The sequence below is a fragment of the Shewanella sp. 10N.286.51.B7 genome (genome assembly GCF_002873615.1).
In the GTDB taxonomy this organism is placed as follows: Bacteria; Pseudomonadota; Gammaproteobacteria; order Enterobacterales; family Shewanellaceae; genus Shewanella; species Shewanella electrodiphila.
The window spans coordinates 1-11,820 of record NZ_MCUF01000094.1 but is presented as its reverse complement, the minus strand read 5'-3'; the positions used below and the strand labels follow the sequence as shown (position 1 = coordinate 11,820).

The 11,820-nt window shown below is 42.1% G+C and carries 10 protein-coding genes; 5 read left to right on the top strand and 5 right to left on the bottom strand.

Annotated features, from left to right (window positions below; all coding sequences use genetic code 11):
• Nucleotides 1-235 precede the first annotated feature (235 nt).
• The 4 genes from BCU84_RS20085 (at nucleotide 236) to BCU84_RS20070 (ending at nucleotide 4,033) form a co-directional block, all read left to right on the top strand.
• Complete coding sequence (locus BCU84_RS20085) at nucleotides 236-2,215, top strand: heme lyase CcmF/NrfE family subunit (RefSeq protein ID WP_102529814.1); 1,980 nt, start codon at nucleotides 236-238, stop codon at nucleotides 2,213-2,215.
• A complete protein-coding gene (locus tag BCU84_RS20080; RefSeq protein WP_241903470.1) occupies nucleotides 2,212-2,688 on the top strand; it encodes a cytochrome c-type biogenesis protein CcmH in 477 nt (158 codons plus the stop codon). The genes BCU84_RS20085 and BCU84_RS20080 overlap by 4 nt, the downstream gene beginning before the upstream one ends.
• Nucleotides 2,681-3,265 carry a TlpA disulfide reductase family protein gene (locus BCU84_RS20075; RefSeq protein WP_102529813.1) on the top strand — a complete coding sequence of 195 codons (585 nt, stop codon included), beginning with the start codon at nucleotides 2,681-2,683 and terminating at the stop codon, nucleotides 3,263-3,265. Before BCU84_RS20080 ends, BCU84_RS20075 begins: the two co-directional genes overlap by 8 nt.
• 189 nt (nucleotides 3,266-3,454) lie before the next feature.
• Complete coding sequence (locus BCU84_RS20070; RefSeq protein ID WP_102529812.1) at nucleotides 3,455-4,033, top strand: nucleoside triphosphate pyrophosphohydrolase family protein; 579 nt, start codon at nucleotides 3,455-3,457, stop codon at nucleotides 4,031-4,033.
• Nucleotides 4,034-4,147: 114 nt separating this feature from the next.
• Here BCU84_RS20070 and BCU84_RS20065 read toward each other — a convergent pair whose 3' ends face one another.
• From BCU84_RS20065 to uvrD, 5 genes are all read right to left on the bottom strand, one after another.
• Complete coding sequence (locus BCU84_RS20065) at nucleotides 4,148-5,398, bottom strand: YeeE/YedE family protein (protein WP_102529811.1); 1,251 nt, start codon at nucleotides 5,396-5,398, stop codon at nucleotides 4,148-4,150.
• A gap of 268 nt (nucleotides 5,399-5,666) precedes the next feature.
• Complete coding sequence (locus tag BCU84_RS20060) at nucleotides 5,667-6,686, bottom strand: hypothetical protein (RefSeq protein ID WP_102529810.1); 1,020 nt, start codon at nucleotides 6,684-6,686, stop codon at nucleotides 5,667-5,669.
• Between the two features lie 38 nt (nucleotides 6,687-6,724).
• Nucleotides 6,725-7,612 (bottom strand): alpha/beta hydrolase-fold protein, encoded by an 888-nt coding sequence (locus BCU84_RS20055; RefSeq protein ID WP_102529809.1) that lies wholly within the window; start codon nucleotides 7,610-7,612, stop codon nucleotides 6,725-6,727.
• A 99-nt stretch (nucleotides 7,613-7,711) separates the two neighbouring features.
• The gene (gene ubiA / locus BCU84_RS20050) at nucleotides 7,712-8,593 is read right to left on the bottom strand and encodes a 4-hydroxybenzoate octaprenyltransferase (protein WP_102529808.1); all 882 of its coding nucleotides are present in this window, start codon (nucleotides 8,591-8,593) and stop codon (nucleotides 7,712-7,714) included.
• Between the two features lie 206 nt (nucleotides 8,594-8,799).
• A complete protein-coding gene (gene uvrD / locus BCU84_RS20045; protein WP_102529807.1) occupies nucleotides 8,800-10,968 on the bottom strand; it encodes a DNA helicase II in 2,169 nt (722 codons plus the stop codon).
• A gap of 660 nt (nucleotides 10,969-11,628) precedes the next feature.
• Between uvrD and BCU84_RS21120 the strand changes: the two genes are divergently transcribed.
• Nucleotides 11,629-11,754 carry a hypothetical protein gene (locus BCU84_RS21120; protein WP_277868769.1) on the top strand — a complete coding sequence of 42 codons (126 nt, stop codon included), beginning with the start codon at nucleotides 11,629-11,631 and terminating at the stop codon, nucleotides 11,752-11,754.
• Nucleotides 11,755-11,820 lie beyond the last annotated feature (66 nt).

Genomic DNA, 11,820 nt, shown 5'->3' with positions numbered 1-11,820 from the left:
AAAAATATCTCAATATTAAAATTAGCAAAATTATTAAGATCAACCTCACAGAAAAATATCCTCAACATAGATAACCTTCAGTTGCTTCTTATTTAAGTGATGATATAAGTCACTAGAAACAAGTCGTTTAAAGACAACAAAACGTCTAATTAATATTGATATAACTTTCTCATTAACAAAATAGATTTAACTGATATTAATTATTAAACCCTCCACACAATATATAGGTAATAATATGATTCCAGAGATTGGGCATTTACTGTTAATAATAGCCGCTGCGTTATCATTATTATTAGCCGTTATTCCTATGGTGGGTTTATATAAGCGTAATGCTTATTTAATTAGCTATTATCGCCCTATCAGTAATATGATGATTAGTGCTTTTTTAGGTGCGATTATTTGTTTAGCTATTAGCTTTATTAGCAATGATTTTTCAGTAGCCTATGTCGCTGATCACTCTAATACTCAGTTAGCCACTTTCTATAAAGTCGCTGCTATCTGGGGCAGCCACGAAGGCTCAATGTTATTTTGGGTGAGTGCTATCGCGTTATGGACGGTTATTATTGCCAATACTCATAACAATGAAGCTGATCATGCTTTCTTTATCCGAACAATTTCAGTGCTAGCAGTTGTTATCTGTGGCTTTAGTTTATTCATCATTTTCACCTCAAACCCATTTGTTAGGTTATTACCCAACTTCCCTATCGAAGGTCGAGACCTCAACCCTATCTTGCAAAACATCGGCTTAATTATTCATCCACCGTTATTATTTCTAGGTTACGTTGGTCTCACGGTGTGCTTCGCTGCGGCAGTTGCTGCACTCATGGGAAAACAATTCACACAACAGCATGCGCGCTATTTACGTCCTTGGGCTATTTTGGCGTGGGTTTTCTTAACAGGGGGTAATGCGTTTGGTTCTTGGTGGGCATATAACGAACTAGGCTGGGGTGGTTGGTGGTTTTGGGACCCGGTTGAAAATGCCTCTTTTATTCCTTGGCTAGTTGCCACTGCATTAGTCCACTCAGTGGTGATGACTGGACGCTTCGGACAATGTAAAAAGCTCACCTTGTTTCTGGCTATTTTAGCATTCTCATTAAGCTTACTGGGCACTTTTATCGTACGTTCAGGTGTGGTGCAATCTGTTCATGCATTTGCTGCAGATCCAACTCGTGGTATGTCAATACTGCTATTATTGGTACTATTTTCTGGTAGCGCCTTAGCACTTTTTGCCACTCGGGCTCAATATATACAATCTACCGATAAGTTTGCCTTAATTTCACGCAATAGCTTGATATTAATCGGCAACTTGTTACTGGTTATTGCAGCTTTATCGGTACTACTAGGTAGTTATTATCCGATTATTTACCGAGTTATTACTGGCGTCACCATCTCTGTAGGCGCTCCTTATTTCAACAGTATTTTTGTCCCTATCCTGGTACTACTCAGCTTATTAATGGGGCTAGCCCCTCTACTGCGTTGGCAACAAGATAGCGCTAAGAATCTGAAAGTGCCTGCGTTTTTGCTAGGTATCTCAATCGTATTAGCAGCAATCATCAACAACTCATTTGAACAAGCAAATGCTTGGTTCTTCATTGGATTAATGTCGGTAACTTGGTTAGTGCTCACATTGATCATTGCCATGATCCAGCATCAACTTCATACCAATTCAATAACTCAGACTCGTCGATTTTATGCTATGTGTGTCGCTCATCTTGGTGTCGCAGTGGCTATTTTTGCAGGCTCTGTTGTATCAAACCTTGAGCAAGAAGAAGTGTTGAGCATGGGCCCTAATCAAGGGCGAACACTAGCAGGTTATACCTTCGTATTTGAAAACACCCAGCAAGTTTCAACCAACAGTTACGATGCGCTACAAGCCAACATTCGTATTATGGATGAGGAAGAAACGACGGTAGGTTATGCCTACCCGCAACGTCAAACCTTTAAAACTAACGGCATGCAGATGTCTGCAGCAGGAGTCTATTCAACCTTAGGTAAAGATTTATATGTCTCAATGGGCAACCAGCTCAACGACACAGAGTATTTAGTGCGTATCAGTTACAAACCTATGGTGAATTGGTTATGGATTGGCGCAATCTTGATGATGTTAGCAGGCGTATGGGTTGTCATAGCTTGCCGTGACAGCACTGCATCAAAACACTCACCATGTCGCACTAATGATCAGAAAACATCTCGACTAGAGGAGGCAACCTCATGACCCCATTCTATCGAATGCTCCACCGCATGTTCAGCCCTATTTCAGTGGCCATATTAACCGTGTTATTGATATTTAGCGTGCAAAATGTCACGGCTTCTGAGGCATTATCCCACCGAAATTATTCTGCTGATGAAAAACGTCAACTTGGTTTTGAAATTGCCCAAGAACTGCGCTGCCCAGCATCTGATAATCGCAGTTTATTTGATTCGGAAACCCAAATAGCAAACGAGCTTAAAGGGCACATATTTCAAAAACTCGATCAGGGTCAATCCAAACAAGAAATCATTGATTTTATGGTAGCCCGTTTCGGCGAACGAATCCGCTATCAACCTAGCCTGCACTCAGGCACGTTAGCTTTATGGCTCATCCCAATTGGGTTGTTTTTTTTCACAATAATCGGTGGTATCGCTTGGATTATTAAACAACCCCAAACGCCAATTAAACTCCATTTAAACGAGAATGAATATGAATAAATTAATGCCAATCACGTTACTGCTTTTAACTGGCTGCGTTACTTTTAATGCTGCTGCAAAGCCTGTGAATGTGAAAGTCTATGAAACGGGTGAACAAATAGAGAAACCTATGGTGATGTCGCGTTTTGTTGAGCTGCGAAATGCGCGCAAAATTCAAGACATTGACTTTAGCGATCAGCAACAAAACAAGGTCAACCTAGCACAACACCACGGCAAGCTAGTCATGGTGAACTTATGGGCAACTTGGTGTGCACCGTGTATCAAAGAAATCCCAGCGATGCAGGCAATTAAAGAGCGAAATCAAGATAAAGACTTTGCACTTGTGCCAATTTCTATTGATGAAAATCCAGATGATATAAAACCCTTTTTCGAACAACATGGATTTGATAATTACGCGACTTGGATTGATCCTGACAAGAATGTTGATTACATCATGCCTGCAGATTTACTGCCTGCTAGCTTTATTTTAGACGGCAAAGGAAACCTAGTCGGCTTTGTTCGTGGATACATTGATTGGACAGATGAAGGTATCCAACCTTATTTAGATGGTCTGATTGAAAAATACGCCCATCGATAATTAATTTGAAAGTTTCATCATCACAAAAGGTTGTCTATTAACCTCCGCCTAACATCCCTGATTCATCCTAGGCGGTTTTTTTATTCACAAACGGTGTCCCTGTGCAATTGGGCCGCCGTTTATCTTGAACAAGCCCTGTCAATTCATTACCATATTCGCCTATTTACTACTTTCTAGGCTTAATAAATAATGAAGTTATCTGTATTAGACCAACCCATTTATGACCATTTATATCGTGATATCAGAGAATTTCGTAGTACCTTTGATTTGCCCATTGAAAATGCAGCTAGCCTAGACGACAAAGCAGATACCCTACACACTTCATTGATTATTGAAGAGCTCACAGAGCTCGCAGAAGCAGATTGCCGTGTTGAACAAGCTGATGCCATTGTTGATTCTGTTTATGTGCTTATGGGCCGTTTAGTACACCTGGGCGCATCGAATATGACCGATCGTTTAGAGATCAGCTATTTGATAGATTTATTACTCGCCGTTGCTAAAAATCGTGAAGTTAACTTCATTGAATGCTGGGATGAAGTTCATTCAAGTAACATGAGTAAAGTGTGCCGCAACGAGCAAGAACTCACCGAAACTATTGCTCATTATGCCAAGCAAGGTGTTGAAATTGTCGGTAGCACTAAAGGTGAGTTTATCATTGCCAAGTGTGCCAAAGATGTGGAAATGGCAGGTAAGGTGGTTCGCCAAGGTAAGGTATTAAAATCCGTTTATTATCGCCCTGCAGATTTAGCTAAATTAGTTACGAACTGATCTCCCTTTGAGCTGAGCCCCAAGCCGAAAACAAAAAAGCGCTCTCATGAGCGCTTTTTTATGGCAAATAATCACTAAGTGAGCACTTATTATGACATTCTATTAAGCATTTCTTTAAGAAACCGCCCAGCGCTGAAAACGATTGCCAATAATTCCGCCTAAAATCAGCACAACCAAATACACCCAACCCGATAATGAAAAGTTAGCGATTGGCGTAAATAAAGCGCCCACATTACAACCATTGGCAAAGCGAGTGCCAAAGCCCATCAACAACCCGCCCAAAGCAAATAAGGCAAACTGTTTATAAGAATGATTTAAGCGAAATGAAAATCGGAACTTACCCATAAACAATACCGCAATTAACGCACCTAAAAATATCGCCATGTTCTGCACTGATATTTCATGGTCAAAAAATGCTGTAGTAAACATGCCTTCAGGGCGATCACTCATAGCTGAAATATTCTCTAGCTCTACGCCAAACAACATCAGTCCTTTGGCAAACCAAATACCAAATGGCGTTGAAGCGCCCCAGCCTGATCCCGTACTAGCCATCATGACGCCAAATATAATTGCAATCACTAACGCTGTGGTGCGCATTTGCCATAAGCTAGCAAACCATGCTCGATATGTTTCCACACTCCACAACTTAAAGGGTTTGTCTTCTTGCTGAGCTAACTGTTGGCGGGCTAGCTCGCCATCGACGCCTAAATACGACCCATTCTGGCGACGGTGGCTCTCATACTTTTTAGCAAGTACTACGACAATGAATGCCAATAAACAGGTAATCACCATCGCCATAAAGTAGCCATTCAAAGGCGTATTAGCGAATAAGTCAGGTAAAAATACTCCTTTACCGTCATAGCTTTGAGAAGAAACCCAAGTATCAGTTATCCACTCCTGTCCGCTTTGTAATGGAAAACCAAAAAATACCCCAGCGCCAAAAAACACTAACGTGGTCGCAGCCCGTGGAATATCACTGACAAATTCAACCATCATGCCAGTGGCGCAACAGCTTGATAAACTCATCCCAGCACCAAACATCACCCCGCCTAGCAATAAGCCCAAGTTGATTGGATTAATCCACAGATCAAACTGACTGTATCCGGTATTCATCAACAGGCCTGCATTGATAAAGGCCGTAATAACAAACATAAACATCAAGGTTTGTAATAGTTGCGTTGAACCACGTCGATATGCACGATTAATACTTCCCGCAAAACCAATAGAGCCTTTCGCAAGGGCAAAACCTAAACTTAACCCTATTAGTAACCGAAGAAACAACCCATCAGAGCTGAGCAAAGTGCTCCCAGCAACCAGAGTTAGCATGAGTATGATGAGACCAAACAGAGCTTGCTTGTTATTCATAGCTGTAACATTTACCAATATTTATGAAACAATTTAGTTACAAAGCTATTGATTTAAATAGCTTTTAATCGTTGTGAGTTTTTCGGTAATTGTGGTGAATCATCATACTGATGTCTATTGAAACCCGCCTGATTGATATACCACTTTGGACTAGCTCATGCCTGAAACAAAAAAATGCCACTCTATGAGTGGCATAGTGAGTAGAATAATGAATAGGATAGTGAGTAAGGTAGAATAATAAGCAGTATTAACATTGCTTTTATAACGTTTACGACTCAGAGTCTGCCTTGTTGGATTGAGCAAGCTCGATGGTTTGTTGTAGCTTATGTGGCTCATCCACAACCAGTAATAGCTGTTCAATTGGCTCTGGTAACTGACCCATAGCGCCAAAATAACGTTGAGTTAGGTTAAAATCGACCGTCACATTGGCGACATCACCACGGCCAACAAACAAAATGTCTTCATCCTTGGTTTTGGTTGTTTCAGTGATGGTCACCGCTTTAATGTCAGCGATATTCACCATCAACAACCCCCAAATACTATTGTTAATCACCAGTTTGTCATCATGGACATACAATGAATAATGCCGAGATATTCTGTAATTCGCGATAAAGGTCAAAAAGCCATAACCGACAATAGCCGACACCAGAATTGCCGCTATTTCACTCCAGTCCACTAACAATAAATACGCGATAGTCGAGCCAATAAAACATAAGCCAATCATTAACCACATGAACCAAGCTTTGGCACTCAGTAGCTTAATATTGGTCATTGCTTTGGGGTGATTAGCACTAAACTTAGGAATACTGTAAAACCAATTAGCCGCTTCCCCCGCCATGATCATGCCTACCATTTGGCTTTTCTCATCGTCACTAATATTCAGCGCTTTTATTCTTGGGTCGCCTTTTAGTTTTCTTGCCTGCCATAAGCCTTTAATCACACTAAATAATAAGTAAATTTCAAACAGTAGAATAACCGCAAGAATGGGATAGCGCACCCACATCACAAATTCAAAGTAACTGGCAATGTCTTCAGGAAAGCTCAAACGTGCCATCAAGGCGCTTAAGCTGAGTATCGCCAATATTTTCCATGGTTTTTGCTTACCTATATTGATAATTGCAATCCAATAAAGTACCGGTAAAACCAGGAAATAAAGCACAGAAATACCACTCACAACCGTCATTTCATAAGTGCTATTAAGCTGCTCAGGCACCACCTGAAAACCGATGACATAACTGATAATGGCCAGGGCTAAAAAGCCCAAACGAAATTTAAGCGAACGTTTCACAATACACTCCTTGTAACGATAAACCGTGAGCTAGCTGATTAGTGCAAAGCCAACCTATTCTGCTGAGGCAAAAACCAACTTAAGCCCTGAATCGCAGCGGTTGGAAATGCCATGCTGTGATCTGCCTCGGCAATAACCTGTAATTTGACATTAACCCCTTGGGTCGCCGACAGCCTATTTTTTTGCTCTAAGATGGCTTTAAATTCCTTCGCATCATTAACCATATCATGACCGAAATCAGTCAACTCAGCCGTTTCATACTCGCCAATGGCAATAAACACCTTGGCATTGATACTTTTAAGCATAAAGTCACTGCCGCGAAACTGCTTCATCAGTTGTTTATCGTTAAACCACAGAGAAGGGCTACTCAATAAGTAATTATTAAATAAATCCGGCTGGGTCAGTAAACTATAGGCGCCAAATAACCCGCCTAATGAATGACCCACTAAGGTGTTTTGGCTAGGTATAGTGCGATAGGTTTTGTTGATATGGGGCATCAAGTTATTCGCAATAAAATGCAAATGGCGTTCGGCTTCGCCGGTTTTACGCTTCCAGCTTTCATCTGAGCTTGGGGTGTAATCACGAATACGACTTGCCGCAGGACTCATGCCCTCTTGCCAATCGATCCCCACTAAAATCGCTTGCTGCATATTGCGCATATTCATTGGTAATCGAGTAACACCTGAAACCACTTGAAAGTTGTACATGGCATCGGTCATATAGACCACAGGGTAATACTGAGCGGGATCGTTCTCTTGATAGCTATTAGGCAGCTTAATAAACACCTTATAGCTTCGGTCTGAGTCTTCTAGCGTAATGGAGCTTGTATTAGGAATGGAAAAGGCATCATTTGCCTTTGCTGGCGTCGGTAAGGTTGATAAACATAACCCCATTACCGCCACAACCAGCAATAAAAAAGTGTGCATCAGCTATCCTTGTTGATGTTGTTTTAGCGCTATTGATTAATGCTGAGCCTCTGATTGGCCCAGCTATTATTCAGGCTATTGTACCGTTTTCACACTAAATTAGTAGGGCAACATATAATCAGCAGCGAGTGCAACGAACAAGGCAAACCCAGCCCAGTTATTATTCAAAAAAGCTTTGAAACAAGGTGCCCGTTCACGGCTGTAAATTAGCCATTGTTGGTAGCCACTAAAGACAATAAACGAGCTAACACCAATGCCATAAAATAAGCCGCGTTCAGCCGACCATCCTGCGCAGATGAAACACACTAACGCAGCCAGCTGAAACAGTGCAATCCATTCTCTATCGTAGCGACCGAATAAAATTGCTGTCGATTTGATACCGACTTTTAAGTCATCATCTCTATCCACCATGGCATACATGGTGTCGTATGCGACTGTCCAGCACCAGTTAGCCGCAAATAGCCACCATGCTTCAATGGGGACATAACCCAGTTGAGCGGCATAGGCCATGGGGATTGACCAGCTCCAAACAATGCCTAAAAACATCTGTGGCATATTGGTGACCCGTTTCATAAACGGATACATGATGGTGAGAATGATCCCCACCACAGAAAGCTTAACCACCAGCGGGTTTAAAAACAGTACTAAGCTAAAGGCGATTAATGCCATCACCACAAATAGTAATAAGGCTTCTTTACTGCTGACTTCACCAGAAGCTAAAGGGCGGTGTTTAGTCCGCTCGACATGGGCATCGAGTTTTCGGTCGGCAAAGTCATTAATCACACAGCCACAAGCGCGCATGATAAACACGCCAAATACAAAGATAACCAGTACCTTTACATCCGGCATACCACCAGCCGCTAATACCAGTGCCATAAGGCATGGCCACATGAGCAACAAAGTCCCAATGGGTCTGTCTAAACGTGTTAAACGTTGGTAAATCGAAATTTTCTCTTTTAGCGTCCATGAGGATACTGCCATGGCTAACTTCACTCCCGCATTTGAAGTTTATTCACTTCTTATTAGTCACACTGTCATGACGTTCTTTATTATGTGTTGGCCAAAATAATAATCTAACACGCTGAAAATTGAATTAATCAGCAAAAGCCATTAAAGCTTATTCTAATGGCAATTGCTTGATCGATATCAACAAATGATATCAAACAGAAAACGGCTCACTTTCTCTATTAACACGCTTCCAATTTGGCTAAAGAGACTAATAACCATTTGCTGCCAAAATCAGTAAAATTAACTTGTACTCGGGCTTTATCGGCTGTGCCTTCAAAGTCAGTCACTATGCCTTGACCAAATTTAAAGTGTTTCACTTTTTGTCCCACTTTAAAGCCACTGTCATTGGCGATTGACTGGCGAGGCACGTTAAATCGGCTGCTCATCGCTGGTGCTGATACCGACGCTTTCATGCGAATTTCTTCCACATATTCCGATGGAATTTCACCAATAAAACGAGAAGGACTGGCGTAATCTTCACGGCCATAAATGCGACGAGATTCAGCGTAACTGATGTACAGTTTTTGCATTGCGCGGGTCATACCCACATAACATAAGCGGCGTTCTTCATCTAAACGATCGCCTTCATCCAATGCCATTTTACTTGGGAAGATCCCTTCTTCAACGCCCGCCATAAATACCACTGGAAACTCAAGACCTTTAGCCGAATGCAAAGTCATAAGCTGCACCGCATCGGTAAACTTATCGGCTTGGCCTTCACCTGCCTCAAGTGCGGCATGAGATAAAAACGCATTTAGCTCGCCCATATCTTCCAGCTCTTCTGGCATCTCAAAACTGCGCGCAGCGGTGACTAATTCATTTAAGTTTTCTACGCGAGACTGGGCTTTTTCGCCCTTTTCAGCCTCGTACATGGCGCGTAAACCAGAACGCTGGATCACAGTATCAGCCATGCTATATAAACTCATGTCACTGGTGTCGGTGCGCATACCAATCACTAAATCCATGAAGCCATTAACGGCATTCGCCGCACGGCCAGTTAATACTTTCTCTTCCATTAATCGCACACTGGCTTGCCACATGGTCATTTCTTGCTGGCGAGCCGTTGAGCGAATAATTTCTAAAGTACGATTACCGATACCACGGGTTGGTGTATTCACCACTCTTTCAAAGGCTGCGTCGTCATCTTTGTTATTAATGAGTCGCATATAGCCCATGGCATCTTTAATTTCTTGGCGTTCGAAGAAACGCAAACCACCATAGATTCGGTAAGCTAAGCCTTTATGTAACAGCGCTTCCTCAAGGACACGTGACTGTGCATTTGAGCGATATAAAATCGCACAATCAGCTAGATTGCCCCCTTTTGCATGCCATTCAGCCATTTTTCCGACAATAAAACGCGCTTCATCCATCTCATTAAAGGCGCAATAAATGGCGATAGGCTCACCGGCTTTATCTTCGGTCCACAGCTTTTTACCTAGACGCTCAGGATTATTAGCAATGAGTTCATTCGAGGCATTCAAGATATTGGCTGTTGAGCGATAATTCTGCTCAAGTCTAACCGTATTTGAACCAGGAAAGTCAGTTAAGAAACGGTGTAAGTTCTCAACTTGCGCACCACGCCAACCGTAAATAGATTGATCGTCATCACCCACAATCATCACATTGGCTGACTTACCCGCTAATACTCTGATCCAGGCATACTGAATCGCATTGGTATCTTGGAATTCGTCCACCAAAATATGCTTAAAACGTTCTTGGTAGTGGGCTAACACATGGGGCTTATTGAGCCACAACTCGTGTGCACGCAATAATATTTCCGCAAAATCAACAAGACCTGCACGATCGCATGACTCTTGGTAAATTTTGTAGATGTTTAATAAGTTTTGCTCAATAGGAAAGTTGCCCGCATCGATATGCTTAGGACGTAATCCTTGGTCTTTTTTACCATTGATATAGCCTTGGCATTGACGAGGAGGATACTGTTTTTCGTCTAAATTTAGACTTTTAAGGATACGTTTTAGTAGACGTAATTGGTCGTCAGAATCAATGATCTGAAAGCTTTGCGGTAAATTCGCATCTTGATAATGGGTGCGTAATAAGCGATGCGCTAAGCCATGGAAGGTTCCAATCCACATGCGGCCCATGTTTGTGCCAACGACCTTTTCCACACGTTCGCGCATTTCTGCCGCCGCTTTATTGGTAAAGGTTACCGCTAGAATGGAGTATGGACTTTGTTGTTCAACCTGCATTAGCCAAGCAATACGATGGGTTAATACCCGCGTTTTACCACTGCCTGCGCCAGCCAAAACCAGCATGCTAGAAAGCGGCGCCCCTACGGCTTCGCGTTGCATTTCGTTTAAGCCATCTAATAATGATGATACGTCCATTGGTCCTCCCAAAAATCAAGCGGGCAGTATATCAGTTCAATGCCATGGGATCCTAGGGTGCAAGGAGGCTTAATCGTATAAGCACGGATAACAAGCGATGAATATCTTAATTACAGTTCATTGATACTCAAATTAAGAAGGGGATAATGAGCTAATTGTGAGTTTATATTAACGTTTGGTAACTCTTAATAGTGTTTGATAATTTATAATATTGTTTGATACTTTTTGGTGAGGAAGCCAGTTAAAAACTAACACATTCTGCCCCCAAAAAATTATTTCAAATTTTGAAGTTATCGTTTGAAAAAAATCAAAGTCGTGACGCTTCGCCCACACCAGACCAAAAGGGTATCAACAGCAATACCCTCTTGGATCACCCTGCCGCCCCAAACGAAAAATGCTGAAAAGCGCATATTTTCAACGGGGATTGCTCCAGCTTTCAACCTCGCTTGTAGACTGCTTCGGCCTTATTCGAAAATGCTAACACTTCCGACGGGCCGTCCATGGCCCAACGAAAGCTAGCCTGACGTCCTGTCAGGCTCACGCTATTTTCTCTGCGTCCTCAATTCAAATGGTGCCTTTTAGATTTGTATCTTTTTTATTTTTAAGTTGACGCGAATAAAGTTAAATCGAAGAAATGAAAATTCCGGTGTAAGCGCGGCTGTGACCGTCCATGACATGGACGTCATGGCCGAGCTTACAGGGACGTACTTGCAGCGTGTCACAGTAGTGCTTGCACAAGAGCCTGCGGCAGGCAATGGATTAGATTTAAGTGATGGTCTTAAGTAATTGAGCCAATATAGATGGAGTACAAAACAGAAACGGGTAACTCGTTTCTGCCCCAAAACTTGTTAG

Bases quoted from the DNA above. Each gene is read 5' to 3' on its own strand.
- BCU84_RS20085 (WP_102529814.1), top strand. From the start codon at position 236: ATGATTCCAGAGATTGGGCATTTACTGTTAATAATAGCCGCTGCGTTA.
- BCU84_RS20080 (WP_241903470.1), top strand. From the start codon at position 2,212: ATGACCCCATTCTATCGAATGCTCCACCGCATGTTCAGCCCTATTTCA.
- BCU84_RS20075 (WP_102529813.1), top strand. From the start codon at position 2,681: ATGAATAAATTAATGCCAATCACGTTACTGCTTTTAACTGGCTGCGTT.
- BCU84_RS20070 (WP_102529812.1), top strand. From the start codon at position 3,455: ATGAAGTTATCTGTATTAGACCAACCCATTTATGACCATTTATATCGT.
- BCU84_RS20065 (WP_102529811.1), bottom strand. From the start codon at position 5,398: ATGAATAACAAGCAAGCTCTGTTTGGTCTCATCATACTCATGCTAACT.
- BCU84_RS20055 (WP_102529809.1), bottom strand. From the start codon at position 7,612: ATGCACACTTTTTTATTGCTGGTTGTGGCGGTAATGGGGTTATGTTTA.
- ubiA (WP_102529808.1), bottom strand. From the start codon at position 8,593: ATGGCAGTATCCTCATGGACGCTAAAAGAGAAAATTTCGATTTACCAA.
- uvrD (WP_102529807.1), bottom strand. From the start codon at position 10,968: ATGGACGTATCATCATTATTAGATGGCTTAAACGAAATGCAACGCGAA.